Here is a 15,063-nt window from a genome sequence, read left to right on the forward strand (position 1 = left end):
CGCCTGCGTGCACCTGACGTGCCTCAATCCTGGCTGGTGGCGCCGATTCGATGCACAGACAAGTCGGCGCCCTGGAACTCCTGCTCATGGCTCAGACGCAGGCCATGCAACGCCTTGATCAACCCGTACACGGCGAAGCCACCGGCCAGGGCGACCAGTACCCCCGCCAGACTGCCCAGCAGCTGGCTGACCAGGCTGACACCACCCAGCCCACCCAGGGCCACCTGCCCGAACACGCCGCAGGCGATGCCACCCCAAACGCCACACAGCCCGTGCAGCGGCCATACCCCCAGCACGTCGTCGATCTTCCAGCGATTCTGCGCGGCAGTGAAGCACCAGACGAACAACCCGCCGGCCACAAGGCCGGTCACCAGCGCCCCCAGAGGATGCATCAGGTCGGAACCTGCGCACACCGCCACCAGGCCGGCCAACGGGCCGTTGTGCAGGAACCCCGGGTCGTTGCGCCCGGCCAGCAAGGCCGACAGGGTGCCACCGACCATGGCCATCAGCGAGTTGATCGCCACCAACCCGCTCACCCCTTGCAGGGTCTGGGCGCTCATGACGTTGAAGCCGAACCAGCCGATGATCAGGATCCACGACCCCAGCGCCAGGAACGGTATGCTGGAGGGAGCGAACGCCACCAGCCGGCCGTCTCGGTAACGGCCGCGGCGCGCGCCCAGCAGCAGCACCGCGGCCAGCGCCAGCCAGCCCCCCATGGCGTGCACCACCACGGAGCCGGCGAAGTCGTGGAAGGGTGCCCCGAAGCGCATATGCAGCCAGGCCTGCAGGCCGAAGTTGCCGTTCCAAACGATGCCTTCGAAAAACGGATAAATGAACGCCACGATCAACGCCGTCGCGCACAGTTGTGGCGCAAAGCGCGCCCGCTCGGCGATACCACCGGAAATGATGGCCGGGATGGCCGCGGCGAAGGTCAGCAGGAAAAAGCATTTGACCAGGGCGTAGCCATGGTCATCGGCGAGAGCCGCGGCAGGCTGCAGAAAGCTCACCCCATAGGCAATCCAGTAGCCGATGAAAAAGTACACCAGCGCGGATATCGCGAAATCGCTGAGGATCTTCGACAGTGCGTTTACCTGATTCTTGTGCCGCACCGTGCCGACCTCGAGAAAGGCGAACCCCGCGTGCATTGCCAGGACCAGGATCGCGCCCATGAGGATGAACAAGGTGTTGGAGCCGTGGACCAGTGAGTCCATCGCGCTATGGGTATTTTCCATGTAGGGCAGACCTGCAAAAAGCACCAGGACAGTTCAAGAACCGGCATCCATGCACCGCATCGGTGCCAGGCCCCTGCCCTGTTTCGGTGAGTTGGCAGCTGCCTGCGTGGTTTTTTCTTGGGTTTGTCGTGGATTGGGTTAAGGTTTAACGGTGTCCGTCTCATGGGCGCATGATTTCGGCGCAGCCTAAGGCAGACACGCACCGCTTTTTAGCAAGCGCTGTACCAACACATCCCGCTGAACCTTCCGCGTCATCGATCACTCGAAATAGCCACACACATCCACAGGGAGAGGCCCACTCATGGCCAGCAAATCGGCAAAGACTGCACAAGACATACTGATGGCTGACTTCCAGGCCCTGGTCCGCGACACCGAAAAACTGCTGGCCGACACGGCCAACCTGGCCGGCGACCAGGCCGATGAACTGCGCGAGCAGATCCACGATCGCCTGGTCCAGGCTCGCGAAACCCTGCAACTGACCCAGGACTCGGTGCGCGCCCGTGGCCAGGCGGCCCTGGGCAGCGCCGAGCAGTACGTGCAGGAGAACCCGTGGCAGGCTATCGGCATCGCCGCCGGCGTCGGCCTGCTGATCGGTCTGCTGGCCAAGCGCTGAGGAACCTTCATGGACAACGAAGCCATCGGCACGGGCGCCTCCGGCAGGCGCCTGGGCGCGGCCGTGCTGGGCTTGCTGCACAGCCATATCGAGCTGTTCGGAATCGAGTTGCAGGAGCAGAAGGCCCGTACCTTGAGTCTGCTGTTGTTCGCCGGCCTGGCGCTGGTGTTCGCCCTGCTGCTGCTTACCGCCCTGTCGGGCCTGGTGCTGGTGCTGCTGTGGGACAGCTATCGCCTGGCAGGCATCATCGGCCTGTGCGCCTTCTACGGGATCGCCGCGCTGTACTGCGGCCTGCGCTTGAAAGCTGCGGTGTTCGACGAGTCCTCGCCCTTCAACGCCACCCTCGAGGAGTTGGCCAAGGATCGGGAGCGCCTGCTGCCATGAGCCTGCCAGAACTCCCCAACACTCGTAACCCGCGGGAACTGCGCAAGGCGCTGTTGCGCCTGCGCATGGAAATGCATCGCCAGCAAATCCGTCAAGAATCCGGGCAGTTGCTTGAACCAGTGCGACGCCTGCGTGGCATGGGTGGCTCGTTCGGTGACGGCCTGGGAGTCAAGCATGGCTCGCTGTGGGGCATTGGCGCCGTGGTTGCCCTGGGCTTTCTGACCGGCAAGGGCGTGCGCAGCGGCAACCTGACGCGCCTGGTACGCCTGGGTGCCAGCCTGGCACCCTTGATTCGCCTGATGCTCAGCCGCCGCGGCTGAAGCCCGAGCGCGCCCAGCCCTTGCGCGGGCGCGCCGGACACAGGAAGCTATCCCGACTCTACGATGGGAGACCACGCCTTGGACTGGCAAACCCTGCTGACCCGCGAACGACTGGGCAAGGCCCTCTACAGCCCCGAGGAGCTCGGACGCAGTCCTTTCCACAAGGATCACGACCGCATCATCTTCTCCGGCGCCTTTCGCCGCCTGGGGCGCAAGACCCAGGTGCACCCGGTGTCCAGCAATGACCACATCCACACCCGCCTCACCCATTCCCTGGAAGTCAGTTGCGTCGGCCGCTCGCTCGGCATGCGTGTCGGCGAAACCCTGCGGGGCCAACTGCCAGACTGGTGCGAGCCCAGCGACCTGGGGATGATCGTGCAGTCGGCGTGCCTGGCCCACGACATCGGCAACCCGCCATTCGGTCATTCGGGGGAGGATGCCATTCGTCACTGGTTCCAGCAGGCCGCGGGGCGGGGCTGGCTGGACGACATGAGCGACGAGCAGCGCGGCGACTTTCTCAATTTCGAAGGCAACGCCCAGGGGTTTCGCGTCCTCACACAGCTCGAATACCACCAATTCGACGGCGGCATGCGCCTGACCTATGCGACCCTGGGCGCCTACCTCAAGTACCCTTGGACTGCGCGCCACGCCGACGCACTGGGCTACAAGAAACACAAGTTCGGCTGCTACCAGAGCGAACTGGGGCTGCTCGAGCAGATCGCCGGCAAGCTCGGTCTGCCTCAGCTCGAACACCAACGCTGGGCGCGCCATCCCTTGGTGTACCTGATGGAGGCCGCGGACGACATCTGCTATGCCTTGATCGACCTCGAGGACGGGCTGGAAATGGAGCTGCTGCAGTACGCCGAGGTCGAAGCGCTGCTGCTGGACCTGGTGGGTGACGACCTGCCGGAAACCTATCGCCTGCTGGGCCCGGGCGAGTCACGTCGGCGCAAACTGGCGATCCTGCGCGGCAAGGCCATCGAGCACCTGACCAATGCCGCCGCCCAGGCTTTCGTCGAACAACAGAAAGCTCTGCTTGCCGGGCGGCTGGCCGGTGACCTGGTAGAACACATGCACGGCCCCGCGCAACGCTGCGTGCTCCAGGCCAAGGACATGGCACGCAAGAAGATCTTCCAGGACAAGCGCAAGACGCTGCACGAGATCGGCGCCTACACGACCTTGGAGATCCTGCTCAACACGTTCTGTGGCGCGGCTCTGGAGCAGCACGGTGGGCGCACGCCGTCGTTCAAGAGCCGGCGGGTGCTGGACCTGATCGGCAACAATGCCCCCGACCCTCAAGGTTCGCTGCATGACGCGTTCCTGCGCATGATCGACTTCATCGCCGGCATGACCGATAGCTACGCCAGTGAAATGGCCCAGGAAATGACCGGGCGCTCCAGCCCGAAGTAACCTAGACGAGGCGGCAGACGAATGTTTGCCGCCCCACGTTTAATTTGTATGAAATTTCCTAAACCATTTTTTTATAAATAAACTTACCCACCCCCACCCCGGGCGAAAGTTATCAACTCCTGATAAAAGCCCGCCAATATCTACAACTGTCGTAGCAAAGTTTCACGGGCGCTGTAAGTTAATTCCTATATCCCGCATTTGGCACTTACCTCCCTGCCCGCCGCCATGCAACTGAGCTAATGTGCCGGCTGCCTTCACCTGCAGCTGGAATGTTGAATATGCACTCAGTCTTTATTGTTGATGACCATCCCGTTATACGCTTGGCGATACGGATGTTGCTGGAGAACCAGGGATACCGGGTGGTCGGTGAATCGGACAATGGCGTTGACGCCATGCAGCTTATCCGTGAGACCCCACCAGACCTGGTCATACTGGACATCAGCATCCCCAAGCTCGATGGCCTGGAAATGCTGTCGCGCCTGCAGGCCATGGCCATTCCGTTGAAGGTTCTGGTGCTGACGGCGCAATCCCCGGCACTGTTCGCGGTGCGCTGCATGCATTCCGGCGCGGCCGGGTATGTGTGCAAACAGGAAGATCTCAGCGAGTTGCTCAGCGCCATCAAGGCCGTGCTGTCCGGCTACAACTACTTTCCCAGCCAGGCACTCAATCCACCGCCAACAGGCAGCAACCAGGAACTGGAACTGTTCCGCCAGGTCAACGACCGGGAGTTGATGGTCCTGCAACTTTTTGCCCAGGGCCGCAGCAACAAGGAAATTGCCAAGGGCATGTTCCTCAGCAACAAGACCGTCAGCACCTACAAAAAACGCCTCATGCACAAATTGCGCGCCAGCACATTGGTAGAGTTGATCGATGTCGCCAAGCGCAACGCACTGGTTTGAAATGATGACGTGGAGGTACATCGCTATCTTGTTGCTCTGCCTGGGCACACCGCTGCAGGGTGGCGGCGTGACCGTCGACCTGGGCCGCACCTACACCTTGCTCAGCCGCTCGGCGCCGACGTCGGTCCGGCCGCCCTTGACAGCGGCCCAGCGCGACTGGCTCGCACAGCGCAAGGAGCTGGTGCTGGGCACCTCGGCGCCTGATTATCCACCCTTTGATATCGCCACGGGTGGACGCGAATACCAAGGGCTGACCGCCGACTACGCCGGCTTGATCGGCAGCGCCCTTGGCCTGCCTGTACGCGTGCAGCGTTTCCCCAGCCGCCCGGCGGCCGTGGCGGCGCTAAAGAGCGGCCATATCGATCTGCTGGGCAGCGCCAACGGTTACGAAGCCGTTACCCAGGGCTTGGCGCTGTCGCGCCCCTATGCCATTGACCAACCCGTGCTGGTGACCCGCGAGGACGAGAGCCGTGCGCTAGACACCGGCCTGGCGGGCATGCGTCTGAGCATGCTGTATCACTACCTGCCGCCAGGGGAAATCCACGCCAATTACCCCAAGGCCGAGCTCCTGACCTTCGAGTCATCCACCCAGGCCCTGAACGCCGTGGCCTTCGAACAGGCCGACGTGTTCATTGGCGACACCATCTCGACTCACTACCTGATCAGCCAGGGCCACCTGCCGCATGTGCGCATGGCCAACTTCGGCAAGCACGAAGCCGTAGGCTTCAGCTTTGCCATGCGCGAGGGCGAGCCTGTCCTCAAGGCCCTGGTGGATGCCGCGCTTGACGCGCAGTCCAGCATTACCCGCAACGATATCTTCAAACGCTGGAGCGCCAGCAGCGGCAGTTTGCTGACCGACCGCAAGCTGCAGTTGTCGACACGCGAAGAGCTGTGGCTGAGCCAACACCCGATCATGCGCGTGGTGGTCAACGACACCGCGGCGCCATTGACGTTCTTCGACAGCAATGATCGCCTGCGCGGGATAGTCGCCGACCTGCTCGAGCTCATTCGCCTGCGCACCGGGCTTCGCTTCGAGATCCGCCGCGCCAGTGGCGACGGCGACATGATCGACCAGCTCGAATCCGGGCGTGCCGATATCATTGCCAGCTTGTCCACCGAGGCACGCCGGGGCAACCCTTTGCAGGTCAGCCGCCCCTATCTGGAGAGCGCCTATGTGCTGGTGACCCCTAGCGGCGCCGACCAACCCAACAGCCTCAAGCAGCTCAAAGGCAAGCGGGTCGCCGTTCCCCGCGACAGCACCGTGGCCGCCCTGCTTGCCGCTCGCCACCCGCGGATCCGCCAGGTTGCCACCGAAAGCACCTATTATTCCATGGTGCTGCTGGGCAGCGGCGCGGTGGACGCGGCAATCGCCACCCTGATCGACGCCAACCACATGCTCGCCACCAGCAACAACCTGGTCATCCGCAGCACGGTCGGCACGGAACCCGCTGCCTTTTCCATGGCCACCGCCCCCGACGCCAGCGAGCTGGGCTCGATCCTCGACAAGGCGTTGCTGAGCATCTCGCCGGAGGAACTGGGGGTGATCAACAGCCGCTGGCGCGACCACGGCCTGCGTGACGACGCCTACTGGCGCAGCTACCTCCGGGTGATCCTGCAGGTGGGCGGGGTGATCGCCGTACTCCTGGTCCTGGCGCTGATATGGAATGCCCGGCTGCGCCGTCAAATCAAGCAGCGTCAACGGGCCGAACGGGCGTTGAACGACCAGCTGGAATTCATGGGCGCCCTGCTCAACGGCACCCCCCACCCCATGTATGTGCGTGATCGCGAGGGCCGCCTGCAAAGCTGTAACGACAGTTATCTGCAAGCGGTCGGCGCCAGCCGCGAACAGGTGCTGGGCAAACGCCTGGAAGACGCCCCCTATGGCGATTGTGACTATACCCAGCAGGTGCAGGACGACTACCAGCGGGTAATGGCACAGGGAACCCCGTTGATTCTCGATCGCCCGTTGCACCTGAAAGACCGCGACCTGACGATCTATCACTGGATCCTGCCCTACCGCGACTCGCTGGGCGAAATGCAAGGAATCATCGGCGGTTGGATCGACATCAGCGAGCGCCGTAACCTGGTCCAGGACCTGCGCCTGGCCAAGCAGCAGGCCGATGACGCCAACCGGGCCAAGAGCACGTTCCTGGCCACCATCAGCCATGAGATCCGTACGCCGATGAATGCCCTCATCGGCATGCTGGAGCTGGCCCTCAAGCGCGCCGAGCAGGGTAAGCTGGATCGCCCCGCGCTAGAAGTCGCGCACCATTCGGCCAACGATCTGCTGGGTTTGATCGGCGACATCCTGGATATTGCCCGGATCGAATCCGGGCAGATGTCCCTGGCGCCCGAACCCGTCGACCTCGCGGCACTGGTCGAATCGGTCGGGCGGGTGTTCGACGGCCTGGCCAGACACAAGGGGCTGGTGCTGGATGTGGTGATTGCCCGCGAGGCCCGTTGCCATGCGCTGCTCGACCCGCTGCGCTTCAAGCAGGTCCTGTCGAACCTGGTCAGCAATGCGATCAAGTTCACCGAGCAGGGGCAGGTACGCATCACCGTCAAGCTGCGCACCGACGGCGAACCGACGTTGCCGGTGCTTGACCTGGAGGTCCGCGACAGCGGTATCGGGATTCACGAGCAGGACCTGCAGCGCCTGTTCTCCCCGTTCGTGCAGGCCAACCCCTACAGCGACGGCGCCCGGGCCGGCACCGGGCTGGGGCTGGTGATCAGCCGCGACCTGTGCGCGATGATGGGGGGCGAACTGACCCTGCAAAGCCTGCAAGGTGTCGGCACCCGCGTGCGCCTGGTGATGCCACTGCAGTGTGTCGAGCCGGTCGCGGACCTGCCGCGCCCCATGGCGCAAATCCTGCCACCGGACGAGCAACTGAACATTCTGGTAATCGACGACCACCCGGCAAACCTGCTGCTGATGGCCCAGCAGTTGAACTACCTGGGCCTGAAGCAGGAAAGCGCCGAAGAGGGCGGCGAAGGGCTGCGCAAATGGCGTGAAGGCTGTTTCGATGTGCTGATCGTGGACTGCAACATGCCACAGATGAATGGCTACGAACTGGCCCGGACCGTACGCACGGAGGAGCGCCTGCATGACCGACCGCGCTGCACCATTCTCGGTTATACCGCCAACGCCCAGCCCGAGGTACGCCAGCAGTGCCTCGACGCCGGCATGGATGATTGCCTGCTCAAACCCATCGGCCTGCAGGTGCTGGGGCAACGCCTGAGGGCCATCACGCCGCTTGCCCGGCAGTGCGTCTACCGCCATGGACCGGCCACAGGCTTTGACCTCAAAGGCCTTTCGACCATCGTCGGCGACAACCTCGCCGACCGCGACCGCATCCTGGAAACCCTGCTGCTGAGCCTGCGTCAGGACCTGAAGATCCTGATGACCATAGATCCTCAGCACAACGGCAACGAGCTGGCCCTGCAGGCACACAAGATCCTCAGCGCGGGACGGATGCTGAATGCGCGGGCGCTGATCGAGGCTTGCCAAGCGCTGGAGGTAACGGACGTACCCCTGGCCGAACTGCGAAGGCGTCGTCAGGTGTTGGCGCGGCATATGCGCCGCGTGGAGAACGCCCTGGCCAGGCAGCTACAGCACCTGGCCAAGGTGGGATGAGTGCGGTACAGGACGTACCGCCGACATCAATCAGGAAGCCGGGTTGATCGGCTTTTCCGGATACCAGGCATCCAGCAGCGGGCTGACTTCAATATTGGTCAGCTCGCTACGGCCCTTGAGCCAGGCTTCGACAGCGGCGCGCTGCTCTTCGCTGACCGAGCCACGCTTGACGGAGCAGACCAGGCCGAAGTCATCACCGCCAACATAGTCCAGGCCGTTGGCATCCATGGCATCAGCCAGGAAAGCATCGAGGAAGGCATCGATGGCTTCATCGGACAGGTCTTCCTTGAAGCCCAGGTTCAGTTCGAAACCCAGCTCCTGGAATTCATCCACGCACAGTTTCTTGCGCAGGCGACGGGAACGGTTGGTAGCCATGAAACAATCCTCTCAATTAATTACGCGCGGCACTTTAACAGTTTCCGGCGCACAACGGCGCTTTTCCGTCGAACGAGGCCCATACAGAGCACGCTTGGGGCATAATGCGCACTATATTCGTCCTGGGGCCATCATTTCATACAGCCCCATTGTCTTTTCCCCTCGCCTGCAGGGTTTGTCCATTTATGATCAAGACGCTCCGCCCACTGTTGTTCGCCGGCCTGTTGCTGCCCTTGTCGCTGTCAGTCCAGGCCGCCACCGTAAACACCAACCTGTCACCGAAGGTGCAACAGGCGCTCAAAACCAACAAGCTGCAGGACTCGGCCCTGTCGCTGGTCATGCTGCCGCTGGACGGACCAGGCGCGGCAACCGTTTTCAACGCCGACGTTTCGGTCAACCCGGCCTCGACCATGAAGCTGGTCACCACCTATGCCGCGCTAGAGCTGCTGGGCCCCACCTTTCAATGGAAAACCGAGTTCTACACCGACGGCACACTGAGCAACGGCGTGCTCAATGGCAACCTGTATCTCAAGGGCGGTGGCGACCCCAAGCTGAACATGGAAAAGCTCTGGTTGCTGATGCGCGACCTGCGCGCCAACGGTGTGCGTACCGTGACCGGCGACCTGATCCTGGATCGCAGCCACTTCGTGCAACCCAACCTGCCGCAGTTCAACGATGACGGCGGCGACGACAACAAACCGTTTCTGGTCAAGCCGGACTCGCTGCTGGTCAACCTGAAGGCTCTGCGTTTCGTGGCCCGTAACGACGGTGGCAAGGTCAACGTGTCGGTCGAACCACCGATCGCCAGCATCCGTATCGACAACCAGGTCAAGGCCGTGGCGGGCAAGCAGTGCAATGGTGAAGTGCGCTACAACCCGGTGGTGCAGCCCGATGGTGTCAGCGTCACGGTCAGTGGCCAGCTCGCCGATGGCTGCAACTCGCAGACCTACCTGGCGCTGCTGGATCACCCGACCTATGCCGCCGGTGCGGTGCGGGCCATCTGGAACGAGCTGGGCGGCAACATCCAGGGCCGCGACCGCATCGAGAACGTGCCCAAGAGCGCACGCCTGCTGGCTCGGGCCTTCTCGCCAGACCTCGTGGAAGTGATCCGCGACATCAACAAATACAGCAACAACACCATGGCCCAGCAGTTGTTCCTCAGCCTTGGCGCGCAGTTCCGCACCGACGCTGACGGCGACGACGCCCGCGCCGCTCAACGTGTGGTGCGTCAGTGGATGGCCAAGAAAGGCATCACCGCGCCGCACCTGGTGATGGAGAACGGCTCGGGCCTGTCCCGTGCCGAGCGGGTCAGCACCCGCGAGATGGCCGCGCTGCTGCAGGCGGCCTGGAAGAGCCCGTACGCGGCCGAGTTCATCAGTTCGATGCCGCTGGTGGGCATGGACGGCACCATGCGCAAGCGGCTCAAGCGCACCGCCATGACGGGCGAAGGGCATATCAAGACCGGGACCCTGAATACCGTGCGGGCAATTGCCGGGTTCAGCCGTGACAGTAACGGGCACACCTGGGCGGTGGCGGCCATTCTCAATGATCCCAAGCCTTGGGGGGCTTCGCAGGTGCTGGATCAGGTGTTGCTGGATCTTTATCGGCAGCCGAAGGTGGGGAATGGGACTGTTGGGGTGATGCCTTGATTTGAATGGGGTGGGCTTTCAGGCTTTCAGGGTGTGGGTTTTGAGGGCTGTAAACACATGCATTGGCGAGGGCGACGCACAGTCACCTTTTCGCCTTTACGGCGACCTTCTTTTGCGCGGGCAAAAGAAGGCAAAAACCGCTGGCTCCATTCATCCGGCCCCTACGCTTCGCTTCGGGGTCCCCTCACTCCGGGCTCGCTCCGGGAGGACGCGCCGACGGGCCATCCATGGCCTGATCGGCGCTTGACGGGCATCCATGCCCGTCACCTCCCTGCGCAAACCCTGCGTTCGGCCTCCTGAAGTCGCAATTGGCGGCGCCTGAACTATTGCGCGCTTAGAAGCAGAGCAAGAGCAAGACGAAAAAGCACAAATGCTTGTCTGGCAGCTGATCATTGATTGGCTGTCGCATCGGTGCGCCGATGCGACTTGCCGTGATCTCGTAGGCGGGGCTCAGCGTGCGGGGGCGAGCTTGCCCTTGTCGTCGGAGAAGACGATCTCCACTCGACGATTCTGCGCCCTGCCCCGCTCCGAGGCATTGGCTTCCACCGGGTACTGGTCACCATAGCCCTCGACCTGGATGCGCTTTTCATCCACGCCCAGGTCAACCAGCATGTCGGCGACCGACTGGGCACGATCACGGGACAGCTTCAGGTTCTCTTCCGCCGCGCCGGTGCTGTCGGTATAGCCCTCGATCCGCACCACTCGACGCGGATTGAGCTGAAGGAACTGCACCAGCTTGAGCACAGTGCGGCTGGCCGAGTTCTTGAGGTCGGCCTGGCCGGTGTCGAACAGCACGTCACCCAGGGTCATCACCAGGCCGCGGTCAGTCTGCTCGGACGCCAGCGCGACAATCTGCGCCTCGACGAACTTGCCTTGCTGCTGCACGCTCGCCAGCTTGGCCTCGCGCAGGGCCAGCTGCAGGCGCTGGCGCTCCAGGTCGAGCTTGGTCAGTCGCTCCTGATTCAGCGCCAGCTTGGCATGCTCACTGGCGATCTCGCTGTAACGTTGGCTGAGGTAGGCGTAATGGCGTACATCGCTGCCGGTGCCGACATAACCGGCCAGGCGCTCCGCGCGCCCCAGCGACTCGCCGGCCCGGATCACATCACGGGGCGCGCTGCGCAGCACGTCGGAATTGTCCTTGACCTTCTGGAACGCGGCGCTCGCGTCGTCCAGCGCCGACTCGCTGCGCTGGCTGGCGCAGCCCTGCAACCCCACCAGGGCCAGCAAGGCCAACGCGGCCATGGGCTTGAAGCGGCTCATGGCTGCACCTCCAGCTGCTTGCGCAGACGCTTGATACGCGATTGCAACACCTGCAACTGCTCCTCGCTTTTCTGGTTCAGCACCCGCGCCTCAGCCAGGCGGGCATCGAGCTCGGCCTGCTCGGCGCGCATGCGTGCGTCGCGATAGCTTTCACCGAGCATGTTGCTCTTGGCGCGGGCCAGTTTGTCTTCGGCCAACTTGAACTCCGGCACCTGCTCGGTGGCACCGACCGCCCTGGCCTGCTCGAGCGCCTGCTCAGACAAGCGCAGCTGTTCATTGGGTGCCGGATCATTGGCACAGCCGGCCAGGCCAAGCACGGCCAGGGCGAGCATCAAGGGTTGGATTCTCACACACGCTTCCTACTGTTTGGGGGCACCCTGCGACGCCTGCATCTGCGCCTTCCAACGCTCGACATTGCGCTGCAGCACAGCCTCGCTCGCCCCGGAGATCGGCAATTCTGTCAGTTTTTTCGCCAGTTGTCCGCGCAACCAGCTGTCGTTGCAGGCCGAGTTGTGCGACACCGTCAGGTACAACCCCGGCCGGTCCACCGGCAAGCCCCGGGCGATGAGGTCGTTACCCACGCCCAGGCTCTGGGCCATGGCCATGCCCGAGTAACGCCCGGCCAGCACATAGTCGACCTGGCCAAGCACCAGTTTCTGGAAAGCCTGCGTCAAGTTCTGCGCCGGTTCCAGCTTTAGCTGGGCCTTGGCGAACGCCTCGAAGGCCGGGGTCAGGCGGGCCTTCTCCGACAGGGCGCCCTGGTAGCGGGCGAGGTCGGCCGGGCCGTCAAATACCAGGGGCGCGTCATGACGGGTCCAGACCAGGTATTCATTGAGCTGCAAGGCCGGATGGATATAGTCCAGGCTGGTCAGCTGGATTACCTGCATCGGCGTGTCAAGCAACAGGTCCATGCGCCCGCTGCGCACTTCCTCCAGCGCGTGTTCGCGCTTGCCGGCGTGCAGCACCTCGACCTTCACCCCAAGCTCGGCGGCGACTTGGCGAAGCAGGTCGACGTTGGCGCCGATCAGGTGCTTGGGGTCCTGCGGATCCTGCCAGGAATACGGTGGCGCATCCGGGCTGCCGGTGGCCACCAGGCGCTCGCATTTACCCACCGCCAAGGCCTGAGTCGACAGCAACGCCAGCACACAGGCCAGCCCTCCCTTGCTCCAGCGAAACGCCATGCACCCTCTCCCGCCCCTGAAAAAAATCATGAAAAAACCCGGACCGCCAGGGGCGGTCCGGGTTCTTTATAAGTGAAGCAGTCGGATCAGACCAGCTTTTCCAGCTCTGGAACCGCTTCGAACAGGTCGGCGACCAGGCCGTAGTCGGCCACCTGGAAGATCGGTGCCTCTTCGTCCTTGTTGATCGCGACGATCACCTTGGAGTCCTTCATGCCGGCCAGGTGCTGGATCGCGCCGGAGATACCGACGGCGATGTACAGCTGTGGCGCAACGATCTTGCCGGTCTGGCCGACCTGCATGTCGTTCGGCACGAAGCCGGCGTCGACCGCGGCGCGCGAGGCGCCCACAGCGGCACCGAGCTTGTCGGCCAGGGCGTACAGGTGCTTGAAGTTGTCACCATTGCCCATGCCACGGCCGCCGGAGACGACGATCTTGGCAGCGGTCAGCTCTGGGCGGTCGGACTTGGCCAGCTCTTCGCCGACGAAGGCCGACTTGCCAGCGTCGTGGGCGGCGGCGACGGCTTCGACGGCAGCCGAACCACCTTCGGCGGCCACGGCGTCAAAGCCGGTGGTACGCACGGTGATGACCTTCACGGCAGCGCTCGACTGCACGGTGGCAATGGCGTTACCCGCGTAGATCGGGCGCTTGAAGGTATCGGCCGATTCCACCGAGATGATCTCGGAGATCTGGTCGACGTCCAGCAGCGCGGCGACGCGTGGCAGGATGTTCTTGCCGTTGGTGGTGGCCGGGGCCAACACATGGCTGTAACCCTTGGCCAGCTCGACTACCAGCGGCGCGACGTTTTCCGGCAGGGCATGGGCGTAGGCGGCGTTATCCGCGACCAGCACCTTGGCGACGCCTGCGATCTTGGCGGCGGACTCGGCGACGCCACCGACGTTCTGGCCTGCGACCAGTACGTGGATATCACCACCGATCTTGGCGGCGGCAGCGACAGTGTTCAGGGTGGCCGGAGCTACGGCACCGTTTTCGTGTTCAGCGACAACCAGGATAGTCATTTAGATTACCTTCGCTTCGTTCTTCAGCTTCTCGACCAGTTCGGCCACCGACTTGACCTTGATACCCGCGCTGCGGGCGGCAGGTGCTTCGACCTTGAGGGTCTTGTTGGTGGAGGCGAGGGAAACGCCCAGCGCGTCTGGAGTAACGGTCTCCAGCGGCTTCTTCTTGGCCTTCATGATGTTCGGCAGCGACGCGTAGCGCGGCTCGTTCAGACGCAGGTCGGTGGTGACGATGGCGGGCAGGTTCAGCGCAACGGTCTGCAGGCCGCCGTCGATTTCACGGGTGACATTGACCTTGTCGCCTGCAACCTCGACCTTGGAGGCGAAGGTGCCCTGGGCAAAGCCGGTCAGCGCCGCCAGCATCTGGCCGGTCTGATTGTTGTCGCTGTCGATCGCCTGCTTGCCGAGGATGACCAGCTGTGGCTGCTCTTTGTCGACAACGGCTTTCAAGGCCTTGGCCACAGCCAGGGAGTTAAGTTCGTCGGCAGTTTCGACCAGGATGGCGCGGTCAGCACCCAGGGCCAGGGCGGTACGCAGTTGCTCCTGGGCTGTGGCCGGGCCAACGGAAACGACGACGATCTCGCTCGCAACGCCCTTTTCTTTCAGGCGTACGGCTTCTTCCACAGCGATTTCGCAGAAGGGGTTCATGGACATCTTGACGTTTGCAAGGTCGACGCCGGAGTTGTCCGCCTTGACGCGAACCTTGACGTTGTAGTCGACCACTCGTTTGACAGCTACAAGAACCTTCATGGATTCCTCGTTACTCTCCGGTGAAAAGAATGTCGCCTGGGGGCTGCCCGGCGAATGCGCGTGGGTACAAGGGCACCTCTAAAAACGTGTCGACACCGGCAACGTTCAAGTGACCGATCAGTCCTGTTACGACCATTGCAGGGTAAAACCTGCGGGTCATTTCCTGTGGTGCCGTGTAGACTCCACTACAAAGACTGATTCGGCCCGTAAACCCTGCTCTACGCCCGGTCTTTAGGGGTGCACCTGCGCCCGACGGTCAGCCTACGGCGAACGCGAAAGCGCTCGTATCTTGACCGTAACACCCAATCCGGTCAATACGGCAAATTGGCCAGGCTCCAGC

At 63.1% G+C, this 15,063-nt stretch carries 14 protein-coding genes; 7 read left to right on the forward strand and 7 right to left on the reverse strand.

Annotated features, from left to right (window positions below; translation table 11 throughout):
• Nucleotides 1-23: 23 nt before the first annotated feature.
• Nucleotides 24-1,232, reverse strand: a complete 1,209-nt coding sequence (locus tag BMY03_RS06410) for an ammonium transporter (RefSeq protein WP_038705732.1) — start codon at nucleotides 1,230-1,232, stop codon at nucleotides 24-26.
• A gap of 301 nt (nucleotides 1,233-1,533) precedes the next feature.
• On the opposite strand from BMY03_RS06410, the gene BMY03_RS06415 reads away from it, so the two are divergent.
• The 6 genes from BMY03_RS06415 (at nucleotide 1,534) to BMY03_RS06440 (ending at nucleotide 8,492) form a co-directional block, all read left to right on the forward strand.
• A complete protein-coding gene (locus BMY03_RS06415) occupies nucleotides 1,534-1,845 on the forward strand; it encodes an ElaB/YgaM/YqjD family protein (protein ID WP_023631678.1) in 312 nt (103 codons plus the stop codon).
• A gap of 9 nt (nucleotides 1,846-1,854) precedes the next feature.
• Complete coding sequence (locus BMY03_RS06420) at nucleotides 1,855-2,229, forward strand: phage holin family protein (protein WP_023631677.1); 375 nt, start codon at nucleotides 1,855-1,857, stop codon at nucleotides 2,227-2,229.
• Complete coding sequence (locus tag BMY03_RS06425; RefSeq protein WP_094010567.1) at nucleotides 2,226-2,549, forward strand: hypothetical protein; 324 nt, start codon at nucleotides 2,226-2,228, stop codon at nucleotides 2,547-2,549. The genes BMY03_RS06420 and BMY03_RS06425 overlap by 4 nt, the downstream gene beginning before the upstream one ends.
• Nucleotides 2,550-2,627: 78 nt before the next feature.
• Nucleotides 2,628-3,959, forward strand: a complete 1,332-nt coding sequence (locus BMY03_RS06430) for a deoxyguanosinetriphosphate triphosphohydrolase (protein WP_031315750.1) — start codon at nucleotides 2,628-2,630, stop codon at nucleotides 3,957-3,959.
• A gap of 278 nt (nucleotides 3,960-4,237) precedes the next feature.
• On the forward strand, nucleotides 4,238-4,858 hold the full coding sequence (locus BMY03_RS06435) for a response regulator transcription factor (protein ID WP_031315749.1): 621 nt from the start codon (nucleotides 4,238-4,240) through the stop codon (nucleotides 4,856-4,858).
• A 1-nt stretch (nucleotide 4,859) separates the two neighbouring features.
• Nucleotides 4,860-8,492: a transporter substrate-binding domain-containing protein gene (locus BMY03_RS06440; RefSeq protein ID WP_094010568.1), complete on the forward strand. Its 3,633-nt coding sequence runs from the start codon at nucleotides 4,860-4,862 to the stop codon at nucleotides 8,490-8,492.
• A gap of 30 nt (nucleotides 8,493-8,522) precedes the next feature.
• Here the strand turns inward: BMY03_RS06440 and BMY03_RS06445 are convergent, their stop codons facing one another.
• Nucleotides 8,523-8,867, reverse strand: a complete 345-nt coding sequence (locus tag BMY03_RS06445; protein ID WP_094010569.1) for a YggL family protein — start codon at nucleotides 8,865-8,867, stop codon at nucleotides 8,523-8,525.
• 185 nt (nucleotides 8,868-9,052) lie between these two features.
• Here BMY03_RS06445 and dacB point away from each other — a divergent pair, with 185 nt between their 5' ends.
• Nucleotides 9,053-10,516 carry a D-alanyl-D-alanine carboxypeptidase/D-alanyl-D-alanine endopeptidase gene (dacB, locus tag BMY03_RS06450; RefSeq protein ID WP_094010570.1) on the forward strand — a complete coding sequence of 488 codons (1,464 nt, stop codon included), beginning with the start codon at nucleotides 9,053-9,055 and terminating at the stop codon, nucleotides 10,514-10,516.
• Between the two features lie 450 nt (nucleotides 10,517-10,966).
• Here dacB and BMY03_RS06460 read toward each other — a convergent pair whose 3' ends face one another.
• The 5 genes from BMY03_RS06460 to BMY03_RS06480 form a co-directional block, all read right to left on the reverse strand.
• Nucleotides 10,967-11,776, reverse strand: a complete 810-nt coding sequence (locus BMY03_RS06460; protein ID WP_046856439.1) for an OmpA family protein — start codon at nucleotides 11,774-11,776, stop codon at nucleotides 10,967-10,969.
• Nucleotides 11,773-12,126: a DUF4398 domain-containing protein gene (locus BMY03_RS06465; protein ID WP_023631441.1), complete on the reverse strand. Its 354-nt coding sequence runs from the start codon at nucleotides 12,124-12,126 to the stop codon at nucleotides 11,773-11,775. Before BMY03_RS06465 ends, BMY03_RS06460 begins: the two co-directional genes overlap by 4 nt.
• 9 nt (nucleotides 12,127-12,135) lie before the next feature.
• Nucleotides 12,136-12,957 carry a substrate-binding periplasmic protein gene (locus BMY03_RS06470; RefSeq protein ID WP_094010572.1) on the reverse strand — a complete coding sequence of 274 codons (822 nt, stop codon included), beginning with the start codon at nucleotides 12,955-12,957 and terminating at the stop codon, nucleotides 12,136-12,138.
• Nucleotides 12,958-13,043: 86 nt separating this feature from the next.
• Nucleotides 13,044-13,973, reverse strand: a complete 930-nt coding sequence (locus BMY03_RS06475; RefSeq protein WP_038705728.1) for an electron transfer flavoprotein subunit alpha/FixB family protein — start codon at nucleotides 13,971-13,973, stop codon at nucleotides 13,044-13,046.
• Nucleotides 13,974-14,723: an electron transfer flavoprotein subunit beta/FixA family protein gene (locus tag BMY03_RS06480; protein ID WP_094010573.1), complete on the reverse strand. Its 750-nt coding sequence runs from the start codon at nucleotides 14,721-14,723 to the stop codon at nucleotides 13,974-13,976.
• Nucleotides 14,724-15,063 lie beyond the last annotated feature (340 nt).

The sequence above is a fragment of the Pseudomonas soli genome, from assembly GCF_900110655.1.
Taxonomy (GTDB): domain Bacteria; phylum Pseudomonadota; class Gammaproteobacteria; order Pseudomonadales; family Pseudomonadaceae; genus Aquipseudomonas; species Aquipseudomonas soli.

What these genes read in the sequence shown, in the direction of transcription:
- BMY03_RS06410 (WP_038705732.1), bottom strand. Translation starts at nt 1,232, where the DNA reads ATGGAAAATACCCATAGCGCGATGGACTCACTGGTCCACGGCTCCAAC.
- BMY03_RS06415 (WP_023631678.1), top strand. Translation starts at nt 1,534, where the DNA reads ATGGCCAGCAAATCGGCAAAGACTGCACAAGACATACTGATGGCTGAC.
- BMY03_RS06420 (WP_023631677.1), top strand. Translation starts at nt 1,855, where the DNA reads ATGGACAACGAAGCCATCGGCACGGGCGCCTCCGGCAGGCGCCTGGGC.
- BMY03_RS06425 (WP_094010567.1), top strand. Translation starts at nt 2,226, where the DNA reads ATGAGCCTGCCAGAACTCCCCAACACTCGTAACCCGCGGGAACTGCGC.
- BMY03_RS06435 (WP_031315749.1), top strand. Translation starts at nt 4,238, where the DNA reads ATGCACTCAGTCTTTATTGTTGATGACCATCCCGTTATACGCTTGGCG.
- BMY03_RS06440 (WP_094010568.1), top strand. Translation starts at nt 4,860, where the DNA reads ATGATGACGTGGAGGTACATCGCTATCTTGTTGCTCTGCCTGGGCACA.
- BMY03_RS06445 (WP_094010569.1), bottom strand. Translation starts at nt 8,867, where the DNA reads ATGGCTACCAACCGTTCCCGTCGCCTGCGCAAGAAACTGTGCGTGGAT.
- dacB (WP_094010570.1), top strand. Translation starts at nt 9,053, where the DNA reads ATGATCAAGACGCTCCGCCCACTGTTGTTCGCCGGCCTGTTGCTGCCC.
- BMY03_RS06460 (WP_046856439.1), bottom strand. Translation starts at nt 11,776, where the DNA reads ATGAGCCGCTTCAAGCCCATGGCCGCGTTGGCCTTGCTGGCCCTGGTG.
- BMY03_RS06470 (WP_094010572.1), bottom strand. Translation starts at nt 12,957, where the DNA reads ATGGCGTTTCGCTGGAGCAAGGGAGGGCTGGCCTGTGTGCTGGCGTTG.
- BMY03_RS06475 (WP_038705728.1), bottom strand. Translation starts at nt 13,973, where the DNA reads ATGACTATCCTGGTTGTCGCTGAACACGAAAACGGTGCCGTAGCTCCG.
- BMY03_RS06480 (WP_094010573.1), bottom strand. Translation starts at nt 14,723, where the DNA reads ATGAAGGTTCTTGTAGCTGTCAAACGAGTGGTCGACTACAACGTCAAG.